The organism is Wolbachia endosymbiont (group B) of Xanthorhoe designata (assembly GCF_964028585.1).
GTDB lineage: Bacteria > Pseudomonadota > Alphaproteobacteria > Rickettsiales > Anaplasmataceae > Wolbachia.
Genome location: NZ_OZ034794.1, coordinates 994,448 through 1,017,767 on the forward strand (window position 1 = coordinate 994,448; position 23,320 = coordinate 1,017,767).

The 23,320-nt window shown below is 34.7% G+C and carries 20 protein-coding genes, 1 tRNA gene, 2 rRNA genes and 6 pseudogenes; 11 read left to right on the top strand and 18 right to left on the bottom strand.

Features of this window, described 5'->3' with window-relative positions; genetic code table 11:
- Positions 1 to 61: 61 nt before the first annotated feature.
- Positions 62 to 1,150 carry a phosphate ABC transporter permease subunit PstC gene (gene pstC / locus ABWU64_RS04860; RefSeq protein ID WP_353279429.1) on the bottom strand — a complete coding sequence of 363 codons (1,089 nt, stop codon included), beginning with the start codon at positions 1,148 to 1,150 and terminating at the stop codon, positions 62 to 64.
- A 107-nt stretch (positions 1,151 to 1,257) separates the two neighbouring features.
- Here pstC and rpmH point away from each other — a divergent pair, with 107 nt between their 5' ends.
- The 3 genes from rpmH (at position 1,258) to ABWU64_RS04875 (ending at position 2,036) form a co-directional block, all read left to right on the top strand.
- Positions 1,258 to 1,392 carry a 50S ribosomal protein L34 gene (rpmH, locus tag ABWU64_RS04865; RefSeq protein WP_015588337.1) on the top strand — a complete coding sequence of 45 codons (135 nt, stop codon included), beginning with the start codon at positions 1,258 to 1,260 and terminating at the stop codon, positions 1,390 to 1,392.
- Positions 1,393 to 1,513: 121 nt separating this feature from the next.
- Positions 1,514 to 1,753, top strand: coding sequence for a ribonuclease P protein component (gene rnpA, locus ABWU64_RS04870; protein WP_353279861.1), 240 nt, complete (start codon positions 1,514 to 1,516; stop codon positions 1,751 to 1,753).
- A gap of 73 nt (positions 1,754 to 1,826) precedes the next feature.
- Complete coding sequence (locus tag ABWU64_RS04875; protein WP_015588336.1) at positions 1,827 to 2,036, top strand: hypothetical protein; 210 nt, start codon at positions 1,827 to 1,829, stop codon at positions 2,034 to 2,036.
- 220 nt (positions 2,037 to 2,256) lie between these two features.
- On the opposite strand, the pseudogene ABWU64_RS04880 reads toward ABWU64_RS04875, so the two are convergent.
- The 3 genes and pseudogenes from ABWU64_RS04880 to ABWU64_RS04890 all read right to left on the bottom strand — a co-directional run.
- Positions 2,257 to 2,775 (bottom strand): annotated as a pseudogene (locus ABWU64_RS04880) (hypothetical protein); the annotation flags it as partial.
- A gap of 192 nt (positions 2,776 to 2,967) precedes the next feature.
- A 5S ribosomal RNA gene (rrf, locus tag ABWU64_RS04885) occupies positions 2,968 to 3,074 on the bottom strand.
- A gap of 67 nt (positions 3,075 to 3,141) precedes the next feature.
- Positions 3,142 to 5,907: ribosomal RNA gene (locus tag ABWU64_RS04890) — 23S ribosomal RNA — on the bottom strand.
- 331 nt (positions 5,908 to 6,238) lie between these two features.
- On the opposite strand from ABWU64_RS04890, the gene ABWU64_RS04895 reads away from it, so the two are divergent.
- The 3 genes from ABWU64_RS04895 to ruvX all read left to right on the top strand — a co-directional run bounded on the left by ABWU64_RS04895 (position 6,239) and on the right by ruvX (position 9,675).
- Complete coding sequence (locus tag ABWU64_RS04895; protein ID WP_341815757.1) at positions 6,239 to 7,309, top strand: methyltransferase domain-containing protein; 1,071 nt, start codon at positions 6,239 to 6,241, stop codon at positions 7,307 to 7,309.
- Positions 7,310 to 7,357: 48 nt separating this feature from the next.
- Positions 7,358 to 9,142 carry a ribonucleoside-diphosphate reductase subunit alpha gene (locus ABWU64_RS04900; protein ID WP_341815756.1) on the top strand — a complete coding sequence of 595 codons (1,785 nt, stop codon included), beginning with the start codon at positions 7,358 to 7,360 and terminating at the stop codon, positions 9,140 to 9,142.
- Between the two features lie 65 nt (positions 9,143 to 9,207).
- The gene (gene ruvX, locus ABWU64_RS04905) at positions 9,208 to 9,675 is read left to right on the top strand and encodes a Holliday junction resolvase RuvX (protein WP_341815755.1); all 468 of its coding nucleotides are present in this window, start codon (positions 9,208 to 9,210) and stop codon (positions 9,673 to 9,675) included.
- A gap of 25 nt (positions 9,676 to 9,700) precedes the next feature.
- Here ruvX and ruvC read toward each other — a convergent pair whose 3' ends face one another.
- From ruvC to ABWU64_RS04935, 6 genes and pseudogenes are all read right to left on the bottom strand, one after another.
- Complete coding sequence (gene ruvC / locus ABWU64_RS04910; RefSeq protein ID WP_353279431.1) at positions 9,701 to 10,189, bottom strand: crossover junction endodeoxyribonuclease RuvC; 489 nt, start codon at positions 10,187 to 10,189, stop codon at positions 9,701 to 9,703.
- Positions 10,190 to 11,017 (bottom strand): cytochrome c oxidase subunit 3, encoded by an 828-nt coding sequence (locus tag ABWU64_RS04915; RefSeq protein ID WP_353279433.1) that lies wholly within the window; start codon positions 11,015 to 11,017, stop codon positions 10,190 to 10,192.
- Between the two features lie 47 nt (positions 11,018 to 11,064).
- Complete coding sequence (locus tag ABWU64_RS04920) at positions 11,065 to 11,241, bottom strand: hypothetical protein (protein WP_353279435.1); 177 nt, start codon at positions 11,239 to 11,241, stop codon at positions 11,065 to 11,067.
- A gap of 4 nt (positions 11,242 to 11,245) precedes the next feature.
- On the bottom strand, positions 11,246 to 11,725 hold the full coding sequence (locus tag ABWU64_RS04925) for a TenA family transcriptional regulator (RefSeq protein ID WP_353279437.1): 480 nt from the start codon (positions 11,723 to 11,725) through the stop codon (positions 11,246 to 11,248).
- A 39-nt stretch (positions 11,726 to 11,764) separates the two neighbouring features.
- Positions 11,765 to 12,430, bottom strand: a complete 666-nt coding sequence (locus tag ABWU64_RS04930) for a TenA family protein (RefSeq protein ID WP_353279439.1) — start codon at positions 12,428 to 12,430, stop codon at positions 11,765 to 11,767.
- Positions 12,431 to 12,539: 109 nt separating this feature from the next.
- A pseudogene (locus ABWU64_RS04935) lies at positions 12,540 to 13,283 on the bottom strand (methionine adenosyltransferase domain-containing protein); the annotation flags it as partial.
- A 60-nt stretch (positions 13,284 to 13,343) separates the two neighbouring features.
- On the opposite strand from ABWU64_RS04935, the pseudogene ABWU64_RS04940 reads away from it, so the two are divergent.
- Positions 13,344 to 14,127 (top strand): annotated as a pseudogene (locus tag ABWU64_RS04940) (IS5 family transposase).
- 6 nt (positions 14,128 to 14,133) lie between these two features.
- On the opposite strand, the pseudogene ABWU64_RS04945 reads toward ABWU64_RS04940, so the two are convergent.
- The 8 genes and pseudogenes from ABWU64_RS04945 to pheS all read right to left on the bottom strand — a co-directional run.
- A pseudogene (locus ABWU64_RS04945) lies at positions 14,134 to 14,561 on the bottom strand (S-adenosylmethionine synthetase N-terminal domain-containing protein); the annotation flags it as partial.
- A gap of 39 nt (positions 14,562 to 14,600) precedes the next feature.
- Positions 14,601 to 14,677: transfer RNA gene (locus ABWU64_RS04950), tRNA-Ile, on the bottom strand.
- A gap of 8 nt (positions 14,678 to 14,685) precedes the next feature.
- Positions 14,686 to 14,955, bottom strand: a complete 270-nt coding sequence (gene rpmA / locus ABWU64_RS04955) for a 50S ribosomal protein L27 (protein ID WP_017532465.1) — start codon at positions 14,953 to 14,955, stop codon at positions 14,686 to 14,688.
- Between the two features lie 10 nt (positions 14,956 to 14,965).
- A complete protein-coding gene (rplU, locus tag ABWU64_RS04960) occupies positions 14,966 to 15,268 on the bottom strand; it encodes a 50S ribosomal protein L21 (RefSeq protein ID WP_015588327.1) in 303 nt (100 codons plus the stop codon).
- Positions 15,269 to 15,485: 217 nt separating this feature from the next.
- Positions 15,486 to 15,965: an outer membrane protein gene (locus ABWU64_RS04965; protein WP_341815749.1), complete on the bottom strand. Its 480-nt coding sequence runs from the start codon at positions 15,963 to 15,965 to the stop codon at positions 15,486 to 15,488.
- A 235-nt stretch (positions 15,966 to 16,200) separates the two neighbouring features.
- Positions 16,201 to 16,677, bottom strand: a complete 477-nt coding sequence (locus tag ABWU64_RS04970) for a P44/Msp2 family outer membrane protein (RefSeq protein ID WP_015588325.1) — start codon at positions 16,675 to 16,677, stop codon at positions 16,201 to 16,203.
- An 82-nt stretch (positions 16,678 to 16,759) separates the two neighbouring features.
- The gene (locus ABWU64_RS04975; protein WP_353279441.1) at positions 16,760 to 17,995 is read right to left on the bottom strand and encodes an NTP transferase domain-containing protein; all 1,236 of its coding nucleotides are present in this window, start codon (positions 17,993 to 17,995) and stop codon (positions 16,760 to 16,762) included.
- Positions 17,996 to 19,039 carry a phenylalanine--tRNA ligase subunit alpha gene (gene pheS / locus ABWU64_RS04980; RefSeq protein ID WP_015588323.1) on the bottom strand — a complete coding sequence of 348 codons (1,044 nt, stop codon included), beginning with the start codon at positions 19,037 to 19,039 and terminating at the stop codon, positions 17,996 to 17,998.
- A gap of 803 nt (positions 19,040 to 19,842) precedes the next feature.
- Between pheS and ABWU64_RS04985 the strand changes: the two genes are divergently transcribed.
- The 4 genes and pseudogenes from ABWU64_RS04985 (at position 19,843) to ABWU64_RS05000 (ending at position 23,304) form a co-directional block, all read left to right on the top strand.
- Positions 19,843 to 20,121 (top strand): hypothetical protein, encoded by a 279-nt coding sequence (locus tag ABWU64_RS04985; protein WP_353279443.1) that lies wholly within the window; start codon positions 19,843 to 19,845, stop codon positions 20,119 to 20,121.
- A gap of 95 nt (positions 20,122 to 20,216) precedes the next feature.
- Positions 20,217 to 21,000 (top strand): annotated as a pseudogene (locus tag ABWU64_RS04990) (IS5 family transposase).
- Positions 21,001 to 21,015: 15 nt separating this feature from the next.
- A pseudogene (locus ABWU64_RS04995) lies at positions 21,016 to 22,667 on the top strand (hypothetical protein).
- Positions 22,668 to 22,707: 40 nt separating this feature from the next.
- Positions 22,708 to 23,304 carry a riboflavin synthase gene (locus tag ABWU64_RS05000; protein WP_341815745.1) on the top strand — a complete coding sequence of 199 codons (597 nt, stop codon included), beginning with the start codon at positions 22,708 to 22,710 and terminating at the stop codon, positions 23,302 to 23,304.
- Positions 23,305 to 23,320 lie beyond the last annotated feature (16 nt).

Consider the following 23,320-nt stretch of genomic DNA (forward strand, 5'->3'; position numbering starts at 1 on the left):
AACTTCTAAAGAAAATAAATCTTATATTATTAACAGAAATTTTGCAATATTAAAACACTTACTAGTTACGTTTCATTATAAACAATGCAAATGCATTCAATAGCCAAGTAATAACAAACAGCACCAAACTAAGCGCATAAGCAGCAAGAGTTTGCACACTATTGAAATCCTGATCTCCGGTAAGTAATGTAGCAATTTGTACAGTGATAGTAGTAACTGAATTGAGAGGATTAAAGGTCAAATTTGCATTGATTCCCACAGCCATTAGTACAATCATTGTTTCACCTATCACTCTTGAAATTGATAATAAAATTGCACTTAAAATTGTAGGCATTGCATAAGGTATTGTTATATGCCATATAGTTTCCGCTGGTGTTGCGCCAAGCGCCATAAAACCATAACGCAAACTTTTTGGAACAGATCTTATAGCATCTTCAAGCAAAGAAATAATAAAAGGAAGAATCATTACCCCGATCGATAAACCAGCAATCAAAGCACTTTCTGAGTGTATACTTAAATTAAAAAAATTTGCTACCTGCTTTATAAAAAAAGACAAAAATACAACTGAGAAGTATCCATATACAACAGTAGGAATAGCAGACAAAACCTGTAAGGCTGTATTAATAACATAACGCACTTTTTCACTCGCATACTCACTAATATATATTGCAGAAAATAAACCAAGCGGCACCGCAACTAGCATTGCTACAATAGTTATAAGTAATGTCCCCACTAAAAGTGGCGCTATACCAAAACATCCCACCTCTCCTCCGCCAATAATAGCTACATTATGCTTCCATTTTAAGCAAAATAAGAATTCTGAAATAGCTACTTTATTAAAAAAAGAAATGGACTGAACAAAAATAGATAGCATTATAAATAAAGTGATAAAAAGTGATATTGCTAAAGCCATAAATAACAAAAATTTTACCATCTTATTTCTTTTACCTTTAAAGATAAAAATCAGCATAAAAAAAAGTAACGCTATAGAAATAGAAGTTATAAAATAACCATCATAGAATGCTAACAAACAAGGTATCATCCACATACAACTCAAATATATATAAGACTTAACTTTACTTACTGCTTGAAACTTACTCAAACAAAATAAAAGGATTAGTAAAACAGGTACGCCTATAATTAAATTCATTTTTCCATACATCAAATTTTATTCAACAAGAATGCCATAGAAGTTGACCATTATTTGACAATAGAGCAAAATAATTTAAAATAAATAGTCATATTAATATAAAAGCAATGAAAAGAACATTTCAACCAAAAAATTTAAAAAGAAAGCACAGACATGGATTTCGTTCACGTATGTCAACAAAAGCTGGAAGAAAAATTCTTAATAAGCGTCGTTCATTAGGGTGTAATAAATTATGCGCATAATAAGCATAAAAAAAAAGAGTTTTCCCTTGCTTTTAAAAACAGATTAGCACCTGACAGTCTTTTTTATCGAGGGGTATATATATCACTATATGCTATAAAAGAAAGAGAACCTGAAAAGTATATTCATGTTATTAGAGTAGGTCTGGCTATCAGTAAAAAAGTCGGAAAAGCAGCAAAAAGAAATAAAATAAAAAGGCAATTACGAATGCTAGCTAAAGTTAGCATTTCTAATATAAGTAATCTAGGATACTATTACATAATACTAACCCATAAAAACATTATGCAAGCAGGCTATAAAAATTTACAAAAAGATCTAAATATTTGCTTAAAGAAAGATAAAATAAGAAGAAATTTTCACTAAAGTATTTACAGCTATGTTTTTTATGATAAAGTAAGTAAAGTTTTTAAAATAAATTAATAGATGTGGGTACTTGATGGTAGAGAGTATAAGAAAACAAGATAAAAAGCTCGATACAAATAATGCTGAAGAGAGTTTTTATGAATATAGAAAGTCTAGCTACCGTACACAATGGGGAATGGCATTTGAACAAAGCCAGTACTTAGAACAAAATAAGGATAATCCTAGAGGGAAGTTGCTAAATTTGAATATAGAAGCAACTTATTACAATAAGAGAATGGTTTGATAAAAGTAAAAGTACCTGTTCAGGGGAGTGGTTGAAGAAGCGATAGGCAGGGGATTGTATAGTTCTCTTTGTTTTCACGTGAAGTATAATGAGATTATCTTTTCAAATTCCTAGCTCTGATTACGTAAAATATGAGCTTTTACAGTAAACGATATAATGCCTAATTTGCTGTTCGGCGTGATAGCGGAATACTTTCTAGTTTACTTAAAAAATTTCACATCATTCTTTCAGATTTTAAAATATTTTTCGCAACTTGAGAAGCTCCAGTTGCTTCAGATAGGTAGCTTCAAGTAATACCTTATACGTTTTGCAACTTTCTTACACTTCTGTTTCATTTTTTAATAAAGCTTTTTTTAGCATAAACAATTTAGTGGATGCGTTTTTTAAGTAACAGCCCAGAACTTTAACTTCAATAGTCCGACTATGTTTCAAAGTACCTGTCAGCGACTATTACGATTGCACCATACACCTTTTTGCATTTTGAAGGAACTCTACATTCACTATTTGATACGCTTTCAATTCACATTAAAAACTTCAATTCACATTAAAAACATCACTTATAATTCTCACGTTTTGAATTTTTATAAAATCCACTGAGTGCTACAATTATCGCCTAACTCTTGGACCAAATGTATCTGCTTTTTGGTAGTTTGCTACTTCTTCTTTCTCCTCATCTCCAAGAACTTAATTAATATTCAATTATATAAAGTTTGATTTTCAGAAGATCAACTTTTTGATGATTTGTTAAATATTGCTATCTCTCCTCCTCATTTACAAACAGGTAGCAAATTCTACTTTTAAATTTTCTACTTTTATTTTAAAGTTTTCGCAGAGTTCTAAAAGATCAATTATATTACCTCACAGCTACTCTATGTTTACCTTGTTTCATCGCTCTACTGAACAGATATAAATAAAAAAGAAACTTTTATAAACTTGGCAACGACCTACTTTCCCTTTTTAAGTATCATCGGCGCTAAAAAGTTTCACTTCCGAGTTCGAAATGAGATCGGGTGGTTCATTTTTGCTATAGTCACCAAGTCAATAAAAATTTCTGACTTAACAAATTTCAATTTAATATTTAACACTGCATATACACATATAGAAAGGAAATAAATCAATCAGGCTATTAGTACTAGTTAGCTTCACATGTTACCATGCTTCCACACCTAGCCTATCAACGTGGTAGTCTTCCACGGCCTTAATTGGGAAATCTTTTTGAAGAGGGTTTCTTGCTTATATGCTTTCAGCAATTATCCCATCTATACATAGCTACCCAGCGATGCTATTGGCATAACAGCTGGTACACCAGAGGTATATCCATCTCGGTCCTCTCGTACTAGAGTCAGACCTTCTCAAATTTCCTTCACCCACGGCAGATAGAAACCGAACTGTCTCACGACGTTCTAAACCCAACTCACGTATCACTTTAATCGGCGAACAGCCGAACCCTTGGGACCTTCTCCAGCCCCAGGATGTGATGAGTCGACATCGAGGTGCCAAACGGTGTCGTCGCTATGAACGCTCGAACACCATCAGCCTGTTATCCCCGGCGTACCTTTTATCCGTTGAGCGATAACCCTTCCATACAGAATTACCGGATCACTATGACCGACTTTCGTCTCTGCTTGGCTTGTCAGCCTCGCAGTCAGGCAAGCTTATGCCATTATACTATCAAGCTGATTTCCGACCAGCTCTAGCTTACCTTCGTACGCCTCCGTTACTTTTTAGGAGGCGACCGCCCCAGTCAAACTACCCACCATACAATGTCCTAGTTTCAGATAATGAAACATAGTTAGATATCAAAAATGTAAAGGGTGGTATCTCAAGGTCGACTCCATTACAGCTAGCGCCATAACTTCAAAGTCTCCCACCTATCCTGCACATCACATTTTTAATAGCAATGTAAAGCTATAGTAAAGGTGCACGGGGTCTCTTCGTCTAACCGCGGGTACCCCGCATCTGCACGGGGAATTCAATTTCGCTGAAATGATGTTGGAGACAGTGGAGAAATCGTTACGCCATTCGTGCGGGTCGGAACTTACCCGACAAGGAATTTCGCTACCTTAGGACCGTCAGTGTTACGGCCGCCGTTTACTGGGGCTTCAATTCAGAGCTTGCACTCTTCCTATTAACCTTCCAGCACCGGGCAGGCGTCAGACCCTATACTTCCACTTACGTGTTTGCAGAGTCCTGTGTTTTTAGTAAACAGTCGCTACTCCCTATTTTGTGCCACCTACTCATAGTTGCCTAAAAGCAGGTTACCCTTCTTCCGAAGTTACAGGTATAATTTGCCGAGTTCCTTCAACATCATTCTTTCAACACCTTAGTATACTCTACTCATCCACCAGTGTCGGTTTACGGTACGGCCTCATAAATATTAAGTGCTATTTCCTGGAGCTTCTTTTAAGCATAGATCAATCCAATAAGACCTACACAAATACAAAACCCGTCACACTTAAGAGGTTTAGGAATATTAACCTAATTGCCATCGACTACTCCTTTGCGGACTCGCCTTAGGAACCGACTAACCCTACGCAGATTAACTTAACGTAGGAATCCTTAGATTTTTGGTGAGAGTGTTTTTCACACTCTTTTACGCTACTTATGTCAGCATTCTCACTTCCGATATCTCCAGCAGCTTTCACAAACCGCCTTCACAGACTTACGGAACGCTCCGCTACCGCGCCTATTAATCGAAATTAATAAGCACCCACATCTTCGGTATACAGCTTTAGCCCCGGTACATTTTCGGCGCAGAAAAACTTATTTAGACAAGTGAGCTGTTACGCTTTCTTTAAAGGATGGCTGCTTCCAAGCCAACCTCCTAGCTGTAATGGTTTTTCCACTTCCTTCCCCACTTAGCTGTAATTTTGGGACCTTAGATAGTGATCTGGGCTGTTTCCCTTTCCACCACGGACTTAGCACCCGTAGTGTGTCTGCTGTATAATTAATTGTTGGTATTCGGAGTTTGGTTAGATTTGGTAAGATGATGAATCCCCCTAGTCTATCCAGTGCTCTACCCCCAACAACATACATACAACGCTCTACCTAAATAGATTTCGCGGAGAACCAGCTATTTCCAAGTTTGATTGGCCTTTCACCCCTAATCACAACTCATCCAATAATGTTGCAACATTAACTGGTTCGATCCTTCAGTATGTTTTACCATACCTTCAATCTGGTCATGACTAGATCACTTGGTTTCGGGTCTAATCCATAAAACTAAACGCCCTATTCAGACTTGCTTTCGCTACGCCTACACCTACCGGCTTAAGCTTGCTTCATAGATTAACTCGCTGACCCATTATGCAAAAGGTACGCTGTCACTCTAAATATCAATAAATTGATATAGAGCTCCAACTGTTTGTAAGCACTTGATTTCAGATTCTATTTCACTCCCCTCCCGGGGTTCTTTTCACCTTTCCCTCACGGTACTTGTTCACTATCGGTCGTTAAGGAGTATTTAGGCTTGGAGGATGGTCCCCCCATATTCAAACAGGATTTCACGTGCCCCGCTCTACTCAAGGATTTAAAAACTTTCTACTTATACAGGACTATCACCTTCTATGGTTACCATTTCCAAAGTATTCTAATTCTTATTTTTAAATCACTAGCCTTTTCCGCTTTCGCTCGTCACTACTAACAGAATCTCGGTTGATTTCTTTTCCTTTGGCTACTTAGATATTTCAGTTCACCAAGTTTGCTTTATATACTTAGTATATAATAACTAGCTAAGCTAGTTGGGTTTCCCCATTCGGAAATCTGCGGATCAAAATTTGTTGACAATTTCCCACAGCTTATCGCAGCCTGCCACGTCCTTCATCGCCTCTTAACGCCAAGGCATCCATCAAGTGCTCTTAATAATTTATTTATCTGACTATATGTAGAATATGCAGAGTTAAATATTAACTTACAATTGAATTGAGATTAAATAATCTCTACCATAAAACTTTTCAAACATCTAAAAACTAATCTTTTATATGTTACAATCTGATAAATCATATGTCAACGCCTTTTTACACAAAACATTTACCTATTATTATCAACAACAACATACCAGTAATCTTAAACAGTACAATCTGAGAAATATTCGACAAATTGATATGTACAGAAAAATTAATGAAAAAGATATTTTGTAAGATAAAATGTGTTAAAATTAGTTACCTAAAAATGAAAATGAACATTTGGAGTATTTCTAATGTATGAAAAGTAATCTATCTTTTATAAAAAACTTTGCTTTAAATTGTATATCTAAGCTCACTGGCTTATTAAATATTAAAAAAGTAAAAAATTTCATTATGGATAAATACAATACTCTCCATAAAGAAATTGTAGCGCTTCTTGAAAAATCTAAAAACCTATTAAATACCAACATTGAAATCGGGTTATATCACTTCTATAAAGGTAATATATCAGATGCAAAGTTAAGATTTTGGTTAATTAGCATATTCTACCCCAAATTACCTATAATCTGGTATAATATTGGAAGATGTCATTTTGCAGTAGGAAATACTAATAAAGCTTATAATTATTTAACAAAGACGCTAAAATTAGATAGTAGTCACAAAGAAGCTTCTTACTACTTAAAAAAAATAACAAACACATCAGATATCGTAGAATTGCCTGAAAATCTCATAAAACAATATTTTGATTACACAGGTGAATATTTTGTTGAGCATTGGCTAATTGCCAAACAATACAGAGGGCATGAACTCGTACACATGATAATTACAAAAGTCTTTAACCACTACACTTCTGAACTGAATATACTCGACCTTGGTTGCGGTACTGGAATATGTGGTCACTTCCTAAAAATAAGTAATATTAGAAGTCGCATAACAGGAGTTGACATCTCAAATAGAATGCTCAATATTGCAAGAGGATGCCTTATAAAAGGTAAACCTGTTTACGATGAGTTAATACATACAGAAATGAAAGAGTTTCTTAAACAAGAGAAGAACCAGCAGTATGATGTAATTATCTTTGCTGAAGTGCTACACTATCTACATGATTTTCTAGCAGAATTGAAACTAGCAAAAGGATTGACAAGCAAAAAAGGGGTTATTGTATGTTTAGTAAGAAGAAAGGAAAGTAAAGGTATTGACTTTGTAAACAAGGGAGATTATTTTCGTCACTCAGAAGATTATATTCAGCATGTTGCAAAAGAAACAAATATGCAAATAAGTCAAATGAGTTACTGTAAAATATATGGCAGCCAAGTTGATGGTATCTTGTTTGCATTACAGTATCCACAAAAAAATTTAACAACTTAATCGAGAAATCGCTCAAATAAATGTCTATATTATCATAAAAGGAGCCTTATGAATTACATTGCTATTAACTACGCAAAGGATAGTAAATTAACCGCTTTTGGAAAAGCAGTTCTATTGGACAGATATTTAATAGAAAATGAAAGTTATCAAGATCTCTTTATACGCATTGCCAATTACTACTCTGATAATAAAGAGCATGCACAGCGTCTTTATGACTACATGAGCAATTTATGGTTCATGCCTTCAACTCCAATACTTAGCAATGGTGGTACCAAGAGAGGATTGCCTATTTCCTGCTTTCTTAACGAAACTGAAGATAGCTTGCAGGGAATAGTTGATTTATGGAATGAAAATGTTTGGCTCGCTGCACGTGGTGGTGGAATAGGTAGTTATTGGGGAAATTTACGTTCAATTGGTGAAAGTGTCAAAGGTAGCGGTAAAACATCAGGAATTGTGCCATTTATCGTAGTACAAAACGCTCTAACGCTTGCAATCAGCCAAGGATCATTAAGAAGAGGAAGCTCAGCCGTCTATCTTCCTGTATCCCATCCAGAGATAGAAGAGTTTCTAGATTTACGTAAGCCAACTGGTGGTGACCCAAATCGCAAAGCATTAAATATACATCATGCTGTAATAGTAACAGATAAGTTTATGCAAGCTGTTGAAGATGATCAAGAATGGGATTTAATAAGCCCTCATAACAATAAAGTTATTTCAACAGTAAAAGCACGGGATATATGGATTAAAATATTAACAGCAAGAATTGAAACTGGAGAACCTTATATTATCTTTCTTAATGCAACAAATAACAATAAACCAGAACCTTACAAAAAGCTCAATTTAGATATAAAAATGTCAAACCTATGCAGTGAAATAACTTTAACTACAGGTTACGATCACCTGAACAAGTCACGCACTGCTGTATGTTGTTTATCATCCGTAAATCTTGAATACTACGAAGAATGGAAAGATAATGAGCTTTTCATAGAAGATATAATGCGTTTTCTTGATAATGTATTAGAGGATTTCATAAACCAAGCACCAAATGAAATACAGCGAGCAAAATATTCCGCAATAAGAGAGCGTAGTATCGGTCTTGGCGTGATGGGTTTTCATTCATTTTTACAAAGTAAAATGGTTCCTTTTGAATCAGTAACAGCCCAACAATGGAATAAAAAAGTATTTAAGCATTTGCGCGAGCAAGCGGATGTAGTTTCTAAAAAATTAGCAGAAGAAAAAGGGCCATGTCTTGACGCTAAAGAAATCGATCTAATGGAAAGGTTCACACATAAGCTCGCTATTGCTCCAACTGCCTCAATTTCGATTATCGCAGGCAACACTTCCCCTGGAATAGAGCCATATGCAGCAAACGTATTTATACAGAAGACATTGACAGGTTCATTTGTAGTACGAAATAAATTCTTGCAAAAACTACTAGCAGAAAAAAATCAAGACAATGATGAAACATGGTCCTCAATTTCAACAAATGAGGGTTCTGTTCAGCATTTAGATTTTCTTAGCAAGCATGAAAAACTGACATTTAAAACAGCATACGAACTTGATCAACAATGGATCATAGAACATGCAAGTGATAGAACTTCTTATATTTGTCAATCTCAATCAGTAAATCTGTTCTTACCTGCCAATGTGCATAAACGTTACTTACACAAAATACACATGCTTGCTTGGAAAAAAGGATTAAAGAGCTTATATTACTGCAGATCACAATCAATGCAGAGAGCTGACAAGGTCTCACATGACATATTCAAAAAAAGTCAAATATTGCAACAAAAAACAGATATTAATTATGATGAATGTCTGTCATGCCAATAGATTTATGACACTGAATTTACAGATCATGTAATAAATAATGATGTAAAAAAGAAAAAATCTAATGAATGCTCTATAGAAACCTCAATGAATTTTTACAATCCATCCCAAAAGATAAGCGGTTAATGTGCCTTGATATGGGAGAAAAACAAATAGGCATAGCATTTAGTGATAAAACACAGCTTATAGCTACAGCTCATAATATATATTATAGAAGAAATATGAGCAAAGATTTAGGTTATCTAAATAGAGTACTTAAAGAAAATGAAGCTGGATCAATGGTAATAGGGCTACCATTCACAATAGATGAACAAGAAACCGAATGGTGTAAAGCAATAATCCAATTCGCAAATAAAATAATAAAAAAATGTAAGATAAACATATATCTACAAGACGAAAGTTTATCAACATCTCTTGCAACTCACGCACTAAAAATTACTGGAATATCAATCACAAAATCAAAAAAAATAGATGATAAAATTGCTGCATGTATTATTCTGCAACGAACGTTAGATAAGATAAATACCATCAAATAGTTTTTTTAACTGAATTCGTGTAAAACTATTCAATAAAACAAGAACTTCTCGTATAAGCATGACAAATTGCTGTAGCAAGAGCATCAGCAGTATGGTGACATTTTGTATTTAAGTTTTTAACTATTTGCTTCACCATAAATATAATCTGATCCTTATCAGCATGACCATTTCCAGTAATGCTCTTTTTTATATAGTTCGCATCATATTCATTCATGGTCAAATCCGTCATTTGTAATACTAAAATTACAATTGCTCTTGCATATCCTAAAGTTAGTGAAGATTTTGGATTCTTATTAACAAAAATTTTTTCTACAGCAGCTTCATTGGGAGAGTATAGAAAAATTACTTTCTTTAATTGTTCAAAAATTATATATAGACGTTCACCTGTACCTAATTTACTATCAGTTGATATGGTACCACCACCCAAAAATTTAATATTATTTTTTTCTTCCAGGCTGATAATGGCCCAACCCGTTTTGCTTATTCCCGGATCTAGACCGATTATCTTAACCACTTAATAAAGGCTTAACCAATAAACAAACACAAATAAAAATATCCAGACTACATCCACGAAGTGCCAATACCAAGAGGCAAACTCAAAGCATAAATGATCTTGAGGTATAAATTGATCTTTCCGAGCTCTAAATAAACATACTGACAAAAATATTATACCTATTATAACATGGACACAATGAAAACCAGTAATCATGTAAAAGTTGGATGTATAGATAAGTTTCTCTCCCGCTTCTTGTAGAGAAAAACTTGCTTCATAATACTCAATTGCTTGCACTATTATAAAGAAAATTCCAAGCAATATAGTTATAGATAACATTTTAATCATGCTCTTTTTATCATTTTCAAGTAAAAAATGATGTGCTGAGGTAATTGTTGTACCAGAAAGTAATAATATTAGTGTATTCATAAATGGTAACGACCACGGATCCGGTGGCAAAATCCCTTCAGGGGGCCATTCAACTTTTTTTGTAGGAGAAAACGCTTCAAATAAAAAAACCGGATCAAGCCAGGCTTTAAAAAATGAACAAAAGAACGCTATAAAAAACACAACTTCCGAGAGGATAAATAAGTACATTGCAAGCTTGAGTCCATGTTTTACAATGGCAGTATGGCATTTATCATAAATTGCTTCTCTTATTACATCTCTCCACCAATAAAACAGCACTCCTGATACCGCAGAGATTCCCAAAACTAAACCAAATATTCCAGAAATTTGTTTGTGGAGTGTACCAACTAATCCAAGTGCAAGAACAAGAATTGCTGCTGATATAGCAATTGGCCAGGGACTTGGGTCCACTAAATGAAAATCATATTCTTTCCTTTTCATATCACCTTCAAAAATACATATCAAGCATACAAATTAGCTTAAAATTGTCAATATTTCTTAAAATCTTGATCAAATTTTGAAAAATTATATGCGCTATTCCAAAAGTCTAACTCAAATTGTGCAGTTATTTTAAATAATTCAAGCATTCTGGTTCTTTCACTTTCCCTTGCTTTGTTACAATACTCGTCAACAATATCTTCCAAAGCAACACATCCAGATTCCATCAAGCTACTGCCAAAAAAAATCAAACCAATCCTTATACCTATTATTTTTTTTAATTTTACTTCTCATACTACCAATAACAACTTTATATATAAAATGGCGAGAGTAAATAACTGTTACAGCTTCATAAATGTCGCTATACGAAGTAGACAAAAGAAAGTTAGTAAAATTGAAACACTCTAGCGACTTTTCTCCACGATTTATAGAGTATACAGCAAAGTAGTGGTCGCATAACACTCTTATAATCTCTATTCCTCCTTGAGCCACCTCAATCAATGGAACAATGTTGTTACAACTCTCCATTTTTGATGCAATAATTAAAACAGTACGAACATAATCAGCTACAAAAAATGCATCTTGTTGTATATAAAACTTGAAATTTTCTATGTTTAAAGTATTATTTGCTAATTCAACATTGAAAGGATGCTCAATAATATCCTTTAAAAGGTTTGACCCATAATAACTCTTAATTATACCACTAAACATCACATAAACTAGAATATAATTTAGTGTTAATACTACAGACTATGCTAGAGAATACATCTCATCCCAAAACATTATTTCTAGCTCTAGACCTCTCTTAAAAAACTCACGCATCTTTTTCCTCTCATAATCACCAGCCTTTGCATATAGATTATTTGCAACGTCAGTAACTTGATTAATCGTAGCATTCATTACTGTGTTATTATAGATATCAATCCACCCTTGATATCTGTGATCTTCAACTTTTTTAGGCATAACCTCTCCTACCATATGATTTATAATAATTTGGTATATATTAAAGCAAGGATAAGACGCTGCTAAAGCTTCAGCAACAGAATTATGATATGCAGCACGCATAAAAAAGTCAGTAAAAGCAGAACAAGATTTTGATTTTTTATGATTATCGGATAAATCACAAGTCTCAAAATATTCAGTATACTGCTTTCGAACCGCAAATGTTCCCCTTGCTATATTAACCAAACTGCCCATTATTTCAATGTCATCAACTTTAGCTGCAATAATCAATAAAGCACGAGTACAGCCCACTAAATATAAAAAATCCTGCTGAAGATAAATTTTGAACTTTTCATAATCTAGCGTATTGTTTATCAATTCAACATTGAAAGGATGTTCTTTTATTTCTTCAATAAGATCAGATGATTCTTTTATAGCAATATCATAAAATTCTTCTTTTGGTTTGTCGGACATCTTGTAAGCCTCATAAATATTAAAACTAGTATAGTTACTAAAAAGTTACTTACAATTTATAATAAGTTATTATATCAGTATCAAGCTAGAAATAAAAGAGTTTAATAGTTTAAAGAAATTCTCTCCTTTTTTCTTCTATATTAAATTCTTTACAAAAATCAGTAGATAAGTCCACACCTTCCCAAGAAAATCCACCATCACCTTCCGAATCTTTACCAAAATGCCCATAGTAGGCTGTACGTTTATATATAGGACGATTAAGTGATAAATGCCTTATTATGCCTTTAGTTGATAAATCTATGTTACCTTCAATAAACCCTTTAATCCTCTCTTCATCTATCGTATTCGTGCCAAATGTATCAATGTAAAATGAAGTAGGTTTTGAGACACCAATTGCATAAGAAAGCTGCACAAGACAACGTTCAGCTAAACCTGCAAAGACAATATTTTTAGCAAGGTATCTCGCCATATAAGCTGCGGATCTATCAACTTTTGTTGCATCTTTTCCAGAAAACGCTCCTCCACCGTGTGGAATATAGCCTCCATAAGTATCAACCATAATTTTTCGTCCGGCTAATCCACAATCACCAACTGGTCCACCAATAACAAATCTACCTGTTGGATTGACTAAGAGATTTTCTTTAGGGCACATCCACCCTTCAGGTAAAGATGAAGCTATGTAAGGATAAATTATTTCCTTCACTTTCGATTGACTCAGATCCTCAAGATGCTGTATTGAAACAACAATACTTTCAGCACGCACTGGAAGGTTATTCTCATACGCCAAAGTGATTTGCGATTTTGCATCCGGACCAAGCTTTACCTCTTTGACCATACTCATGATATTTCTCAGAGCCTGTACGTGATCTCAAAAAAGGGATAGAATGAGAGGATAAAGTATATAAAGTAGGATATGCGAAGTTTATATCCAAGTGATATAAGTCGAGAAAAGTTTGAGATTATTGTAGCAGATCTGGAGTCTTGCAGGAAGAGGACAAAGCCAAGAACACTTGATTTATATCATGTATTTTGTGGAGTGTTATACGTCTTAAAAAGTGGCTGCCAGTGGAGAATGTTACCAAAAGAGTTTCCAAAATGGCGGAATTGTTACGACTATTTTAAGAAGTGGAGTGAAAAAGCAGATGCAAATAAAGAAAGTGTTCTGGAGCTGGTATTAAAAAAAATAGTTGGCGTGGTCCGACAAAACAATGGTCGGAAAGAAAAAACCAGCTTCTGCATAATTGATGCACAAAGCGTAAAAAATGCAGATACTGCTGAAGAAAAAGGCTATGATGCAGGCAAAAAGGTTTCAGGAATAAAACGCCATATTGCGGTAGATACACAAGGTTTACCCCACGCAATTTATATAACAACGGCAGAAATAACTGATCGTAGTAGCGCTGTGAGAATGGTTAAAAATGCTAAAGAAAACCTATCTGAAGTTAAAAATATACTAGTTGATGCTGGCTACACAGGAGAAAATTTTGCAACACAGATGAAAGTAACTATTGGTGCAACTGTTGAGGTGAAGCGAATTACACACCTTTGTCGTATTGCCGAAAAGATGGGTTGTTGAGAGATCTTTTGCTTGGTTGCAAAAATGTAGGCGATTGTGGAAAAATTGCGAGCGGAAACTCAACACTAGCCTGCAAATGGTCGTTCTTGCTTTCGCTGCTTTGCTTCTGAAAAGATTATGAACAGGCTCTCAGAATCGAGTGTGCATAAAAATGGGTGCTGGCATGAGGCTTTCTGTCTCTATTGTTGCATAGCCATACATTATGCCCTGATCCCCAGCACCTTGATCCACACCTATTGCAATGTCATTTGATTGTTCATGTAGCAATATATTTACTTTCACTGTTTCCCAGTGGAAACCATCATGCTCATAACCAATATCTTTTATTGTATTCCGTACAATACTTTCAATCTTGCTATTTTCAATGTTCGGCCCAAATACTTCCCCAGCTATAATAACATTATCTTTAGTAACTAAAGTCTCCATTGCAGTACGAGAGGAAGAGTCATTAAAAAGGTATTCGTCAAGTATTGCATCTGAAATCTGGTCTGCTACTTTGTCTGGATGACCAGCTGCTACTGATTCACTAGTTACTGAATTCTTATGTAAAACCATCGTTTAGTTACACAATATCAAAACTATTGCAAATTTAAATGGTGGGTCTGGGAAGAGTTGAACCTCCGACCTCACGCTTATCAGGCGTGCGCTCTAACCACCTGAGCTACAGACCCGTATCTATTCAAGCCAAGGCTTGCATATTATCTGTAGGCACAACATCAATAAACGTCTTTTTATTTGCTGATTTTCTAAAACTCACCCAGCCTTTCGTTTTAGCAAAAATCGTATGATCTTTACCCATACCAACATTCTTTCCAGGATGAAATTTTGTACCTCTTTGACGTACAATTATGTTACCTGGAATAACCTCACCATTCTTCTTTATCCCGAGCCGACGCCCTGCCGAATCTCTACCATTACAGGAACTACCACCTGATTTTTTAGTTGCCATATCTTACCTCTTACTTTTGAAGACTAATTTCATTGATACGAAGAACAGTAATATACTGCCTATGACCATTTTTCCTACGGTAATTTTTTCTTCTTTTTTTCTTAAAGATTATAATTTTTTTATCTCTACACTGCTCTAGTACTTCAGCTTTAACAACAGCATTAGATGAACAAGATAAGCCATTACTTGAAACACAAATCACTTTATTGATTTCCACTTCCTCTTTTTCTTCAGCTTGTAATCTTTCTACTTTAATTATGCTGCCTTTTTTTACTAAATACTGCTTTCCACCAGTTTCGATTACTGCAAACATGACAAATATCAATTATTGTTATTAACAGTAATCGTAAATGATGTTACACATACTGTCAATATAAATAAAAACATGAAATACTTCTACCTTTATCTGCTTTTCCTTGTGGAGAGTAGTCAAGTTTTAAACTTGACTACTCTCAAATTCTCTTAGTCTCATGAAAACTTTACGACGTTAATAAAAACTCAAGCTTTCACTAAAAACATTCAATCGGAGCTTATAAATTAAAATTCATTCCCAGTTCAAACCCATGAGAAAACTCACTGAACTTGTGAAGTTTGTAGCCAGCGAAAACATTCGTTCTCTCAGAAAGTGGAAGATTAATACCAGAGCCTATCTGGTAAGAAAAAAACTTTTTTACGTCTGGCTGTTGACCTTGCTGTGCTGGTTGAGATACTTTAGCTCCACCTCCTACACCAAAAGTAACATAAGGGGTAATATCCGTATTTTCAAATTGATGATGATAATGAAGCTTTGCCATGAATCCTAGCTCTGCCAAAGATCCTCCAAAAAAAACAGATTTGACTACAGGACCAGCTGAAATTTTTATGCTATCTGTATAATGATAGCCAAGCTCATAATTAATACCAAGATTGCCATATGATGACGAAGTATAGATTTTATCTCTAATCCAATCAACTCCAAAAGACGGTGCTGACAAAGAACAGCAGACTACTAAAGTAAGTAATTTTTTCATTTTCACCCTCTAACCATGAATATACGCATATATACTCACAGAAAAGTTAAAAATCACATAACTTACATAATAAAATCGGAATCACTTTCTTAGCTACTTGCCTTTCTCTTGCAATTGCCAAACTTTTCTTTTTCACATTTTATTACCTGCTGCAATCATCATTTTAGCCTATATAACTTGCTTTTATTTCAACAAAAATTCAAACCAGACTTCACTAAAAACATTCAATCGGAGCTTACAAATTAAAACTCATTCCAAACTCAACCCCATGCGAAAGTTCATGGAACTTTTGCAGCTTGTAGCCAGCAAAAACATTTGTTCTCTCAGAAAGTGGAAGATTAATACCAGAACCTATTTGATAAGAAAAAAATTCTTCTACGTCTGGCTCTTGATCTTTCTGTTCTGATAGAAGCATTTTAGCAACTCCTCCTACACCAAAAGTAATATAAGGAGCAATATCTGTACTTTCAAACTTATAATGATAATGAAGCTTTGCCATAAGTCCCGCATCTAAAATCCCTTCATTAATAACAAGTTTGACTACAGGGCCAACTGAAATTTTAATGCTATCTGTACAATGATAGCCAAGATCATAATTAATACCAAGCATGCCATACGACGAAGAGGTGTAGGTTCTATCTTTAACCCAATCAACTCCAAAAGACGGTGCTGACAAAGAACAGCAGGCCAATAAAGTAAGTAATTTTTTCATTTTTATCCTCTAAAGATTAATATATGCATATACAAGCATATAAATATTAAAAATGGTATAAATTGCAAGTAAAAAATTGGAATTATTTTATTTTTTTTGTTATTTGCCTTTCTCTTGCAATTGCCAGACTTCCCTTTGGCACATCTTTGACTACAACGCTACCTGCTGCAACTAGAGAGTCATCATAAACATTAAGCGGTGCAATTAATGAGCTATTAGCACCAATAAAACAATTTCTTCCAATATTTGTTTTATGTTTCTTTTTCCCATCATAATTACAAATAACGGTACCTGCACCTATGTTACTCCCCTGCCCTACCTGAGTATTTCCTATATAACTTAAATGCTTTATCTTAGTATTTATACCTATATCACTTGCTTTTGTTTCAACAAAATTACCTATGATTGCACCATCACCTATTGTTGTATTTTCACATTTGGCAAATGGACCAACTTGAGCACCAGATCCCATTTTTACTCCAGGACCAAAAAAAACGTATGGGTAAACAATCGAATCCATACCAATTTGCGTATCAAGAGAGAAGAAAACAGTTTCTGGAGCAACAAGCGTTACTCCAGAGTTAGTGAAAAACTTTCTTTTTTCTTCTTGAAAGTAAAACTCGGCCGTTGCAAGGTCATTCCTATTATTTATGCCAGTTGCCTCCTCCTCATCAGCAATAACATAGCCGACATTTAAATTACTCTTTACTGCAATGGCAACGATATCGGTCAAGTAATATTCATGAGCTTGGTTATTACACTCTATTTTCTCCACCAATTCACGTAGATTCTTTTCACGTGCAACCATTATTCCAGCATTAGCAAGAAATTCCTCATCATTATTTCTACCATTTTGTGCTTCTACGATTTCTCTTAGGGAACCGTTCTCAATAATTAGTCTACCGTATCCTTTGTTATTAGTTTTAAACCCAAGACAAACTAAAGCATTGCTCTCTCCTAAGCAGCTTATCATTTTAGTTATTGTGCTGCTTTTTATCAGCGGAGTATCCCCATACTGCACAACAACTATATCTGACAATTCTTTCAGGTTTCTCATTGCAATTTTGACTGCATCCCCTGTACCGAGCGTTGACTCTTGTGTAATTAGTTTTATACCCTCAAAGCATTTCAGCCTTTGAGTTAAAGGCAAATCGACTACAATAACTATTTTTTCAGGATTCATCTGCTTTGCATTGTCAATGACGTGCTCAAGCATGGAGAAATTACCTATTTTGTGCAGAACCTTAGGCAAGCTTGAATTCATTCGTTTACCATGCCCAGCAGCAAGTACAACAAATGTATAAGATTTATTTGTCACTTATCTTAAAGACGAAAAATGAAAACCATAATGGTTGAGCCAACTAACTCTATTGTCGTAAAAGCTCCTTAGATCACTAATTTGATATTTCAGCATTGCTAGCCTTTCTATACCAATCCCAAATGCAAAGCCACTGTATTTAGTATGGTCTATTCCAACATTTTTAAAGACATTTGGGTGTACCATACCGCACCCAAGTACTTCAATCCATTTACTATCTTTATAACTTATGTCCACTTCTGCAGAAGGCTCAGTAAAAGGAAAAAAACTATTACGAAAGCGTATTTTTAGACCTTTATCTCCGAAAAATTTACTAAGGAAGCGATGAATAGTAAATTTTAATTGGCCCATATTGACATTTTCATTAACATAAAGCCCTTCTATCTGATGAAACATAGGAGTGTGAGTTGCATCAAAGTCATTTCTGTATACCCTGCCTGCAGCCACTATTTTAATTGGAAAAGTTTTTGTTTTTTCCATAGTTCTAATCTGCACAGATGAGGTATGAGTGCGCAGCACCATTCTTTTATCGTTTATTTTATTCTTTAAGTAGAAAGTATCTTGCTCCTCTCGCGCAGGATGATGACTTGGAGTATTTAGCGCATCAAACACGTGAAATTCATCTTCAATATCAGGACCATCAACTGCTTTGAAGCCCATATGTGCAAAAATGAGCTTTACTTCACTTATAACTTTGCTCAGTGGATGAATCTTGCCAATTCTTTCTGGTCTGACAGGCAGTGTGATATCAACTGCTTCATTTTGCAGTTTTAACTTAACTTCTTTATCTTTTAGTTCATTTTCTTTGCTTGTTATAAGCTGGTCTATCTTATTGCGTAAAACATTAATCACTGCACCTAGGTCGCGTTTTTCTCCTGCATCATCTATATTCTTTAAGTCATCGAAATAAGCTTTTACTACACCCTTTCTCCCCAGGTATGACAACCTAACTTTTTCTAAATCCTGCAAAGAAGCAGCATTTTCAATCTCAGAAACTGCCTTATCTTCAAGTAGAGGTATTTCACTTATTAGCTCTTTATTCACCTTAAAAACGCTAGCTTAAACTTTCATTATAGTGCAATCTTTAATATCATCAATAAAACTATTTGGATAAAAAGGTGTCATCAGAGCATCTGACACTAGTTCCTTTATAATGCCAGTGCTTAACACTGGAATCCAGGAATTTTATTAGGTTGGTAAGCATAAAAGTAGCCGTTTTATGTTAAAATACAACGTTTTGATGATCATGAAAAAACTGGATGCCAGTGTCTGGGCACTGGCATGACATCATCTTTTTTATCAGATGCATATGAAATCAGCGCTTTCTTTCTTGTCATCCCAGTGCTCTCCTTCTTGTCATCCCAGTGCTTGACACTGGGATCCAGAACAGGTAATAAGAAGTGCTGGAATGACATCTCCATAGGACTCCTAACTAATCCAGAATATTAAAAAATTTACCAGGCAAAAAAAGGCAAAAGAATCCCCCAGTAGTGAGTTTTGACCCTATAATAATGTAAATTGGCGTTGTAATAATGTGCTAACGCTTATTTAAAGCGCGTTTTGGCTGAATGTAGAAAAAATAAAAAAGACATACAGCCGCTATAATTTTATGTAATCCGCCAATATATACCTGAGTTTTTTACTGAATTTTGTTGTTAAATCTGCAGAGATTAAAAACAAGGATAAATACTCTCATTGTCATGATAAGAAGACTGATGAGATTTGTAAAGTAACTTTTTCTGCTTATTGAACCCAACGCGCCGCTGTTATGCAAGGGTGCTATAATTATTAATTTATCGACTAATTATATTTTTTTGTTAATATTATATTAATAAAAAATTAGAAACATGCACAGTAATAATACCACAACTCCGTGGGAGCAAACAAAAAATTCATTTAAGTCTTTTATGGATAAGGCTAAAAAAAACACAAATAGAGTAATTCCTACCTTTAAAGCTCGTGTAGAGGATTTACCTGAGTCCTTAGCGGGTTTAAAAACAAATGTAAACAAAGCAGTTTCTGGCGTTAGAACTAATGCAGAGAGCTTATCAAAACTTCTCAAAGATAAGTTTCGAGATACAGGAAAAACCCCGTCAACGTTAAAACTAAGAGAAAATATGAGGTAGAAGATTTACCTAAATTTTTCAAAGATAAATCTAAGAGCCTGTACGTGATCTCAAAAAAGGGATAGAATGAGAGGATAAAGTATATAAAGTAGGATATGCGAAGTTTATATCCAAGTGATATAAGTCGAGAAAAGTTTGAGATTATTGTAGCAGATCTGGAGTCTTGCAGGAAGAGGACAAAGCCAAGAACACTTGATTTATATCATGTATTTTGTGGAGTGTTATACGTCTTAAAAAGTGGCTGCCAGTGGAGAATGTTACCAAAAGAGTTTCCAAAATGGCGGAATTGTTACGACTATTTTAAGAAGTGGAGTGAAAAAGCAGATGCAAATAAAGAAAGTGTTCTGGAGCTGGTATTAAAAAAAATAGTTGGCGTGGTCCGACAAAACAATGGTCGGAAAGAAAAAACCAGCTTCTGCATAATTGATGCACAAAGCGTAAAAAATGCAGATACTGCTGAAGAAAAAGGCTATGATGCAGGCAAAAAGGTTTCAGGAATAAAACGCCATATTGCGGTAGATACACAAGGTTTACCCCACGCAATTTATATAACAACGGCAGAAATAACTGATCGTAGTAGCGCTGTGAGAATGGTTAAAAATGCTAAAGAAAACCTATCTGAAGTTAAAAATATACTAGTTGATGCTGGCTACACAGGAGAAAATTTTGCAACACAGATGAAAGTAACTATTGGTGCAACTGTTGAGGTGAAGCGAATTACACACCTTTGTCGTATTGCCGAAAAGATGGGTTGTTGAGAGATCTTTTGCTTGGTTGCAAAAATGTAGGCGATTGTGGAAAAATTGCGAGCGGAAACTCAACACTAGCCTGCAAATGGTCGTTCTTGCTTTCGCTGCTTTGCTTCTGAAAAGATTATGAACAGGCTCTAAAGAGATAGGCAAAGTATTTTCCGATGAAGTAGTAGAAATCAGCACTATTCGCTCAAGAAGTGTTGTAAGTGATACACAAGAGTTTTCATTTAAGCTAAGATTCCTAACAGCAGCAGATGAAGACGTCTCTAATATAACCCTACCTAAAATGCAATACTTGATTGGCTTTTTCAAAATCTATCTCCTTCAAGAAAAAAATTTTACAGCCAATATAAAAGCACCAAAAGAAAGTGAAAAATTATATAATAACTACCATAAAGCTAATAAAACTGTAGAAGAATTCATAAGTAATGCTCCAATTCAAATCCTTCTGCAGGGCATAAAGATAACGCTGCAAACAGACGTTAAAAACATCAACCTAGGTAGCTTGCAACAAATCGAGATATTCTTGAATAAGCAGCTAAAACATGTAGAAAAAGCCAAAAGTGAGGAGCAAAGTCAAGATACATTACAAATAGAAGAAACTGAAAATAAAAACGAAAATGTGATTGAAAAAAGAAACACGCAAGATAAACAAATTGTGCAAGGTTCGTTTGGCTACAATATAGCAAGTAACAGAAAGCAAATTACACGTGCACCAGTAATTGTTGCTGCAATGCATGAAAATATTTCCTGGTTTAGGTCTCTTTTTCAGCCATTCAATTTTTTTAATACGGCACAATTCTTTTTCCCACAGCTGCCAAAATTTTCTATACAGAGCAACAATATGCCACCTGGTGTTATTCCAGTACTTGACCAAAAAGAAAAAGAACCAGTGTTAGACACTCGGATAACAGAGGGTAGTATAGGAAATCTAGTACCTCAAGAAACAGAGCGGGATATAGGTCAAACTAGGTCGCACACAGATTATTTTAAGGCTAACAGAAAAAAGAAGTCAAAAAAGCAGGCTACAGAATTATCGAAAGAGGAAAAACAATCAACTATAAAACAAGCTCAAATTGATGCTAGAATTGCTATAATAGATAACCAGATTGAGTGCAGGGAAAAAAACTTGATGAAATATTTATTGAAGTAATTAATGGATACAAAAATCAAGACCCAGAAACATTTCGCAATATTTTTAACTCAGTGTTTAATATTGCTTACTTTCAAGATAAACAATTACATGAAGTATTAGAACCAGATGAGATATCAGAAGTGCTAGAGGTACTCAAAAGGCCACAACCCCCTCATAATTCACTTTTAGGTAAAGAATATTTACAAAAGCAAGTATATAGAAAAAAAGAGCAGTTGATTAAATTAGTTTCAGGCCAACCTTCTCCACAGCCTAAAAATGTTTCTCATGAAATTTTACCAAGCAAAGCTGTAGACCATTTACCAAAAACAAATGAAGCTAAAACTCGATTGCCTACTAATATTAGGCTCAAATCACCATTAAAAGCTATGTTTTCTTCGAAAGAGACTTATTTTTGTCTATTTTTAGTAGCAGCTTCTATATCAGCACTCTGCCTATGGCACTTACCGCTGGGAAAAGTGTCAATTTTAAAGGAATTGGTGCCAACAGAAAAAAGGGAAAGTATCGGTCTAACATTAAACATAGGGTTACCAATATTAATTACACTGTGCGTTTTGAGCCTGGCTTACTTTATACATTCTGAGTATTCTGTAAAATCTGTTGAGCAGATAAGTGAAAAAGATCTTCCTTCGCGCACCTAACAAATAAGATCTTTTGTGATATAATTATTTATTTTATTGCATGTTTAAAGGAATTATCAAAGATATTGGCACTATAACTGATATCACTATCCACCCCAACTCTGATCAAATCTTCCATATTGAGACACAAAATTTATCCTCTATAAACAAAGGAGATTCAATATCCTGCTCCGGAGTGTGTTTAACTGTTGTCGACATAATGAACGATGTATTCACAGTTCAAGTATCTCAAGAAACCATGAAGGTTTCTAACTTAAATACGTGGGAAACAGGGAAAAAAATAAACCTAGAACAAGCAATGAAACTGAGTGACAGAATTGACGGCCACTTGGTTCAGGGTCATGTGGATGACACAACAGAAATTTTAACAATCAATCAAAATTTAGAATCTCATGAAATCAGACTATCATGCCCACAAGAATTAATTAAATTTATTACAAAAAAAGGTTCTGTAACGCTAGATGGAGTTTCCCTTACAGTAAATTCAGTTGTCGATCAAGAATTCACTGTGAATATAATTCCCTATACATGGAAAAACACAACTTTTCAGCATAATAAAACAGGTAATTACCTAAATTTAGAAGTTGATATGATTGCCCGGTACTTAGACCAGCTGATAAAATATCAACACAATTAATTTTACAACTTTGTTA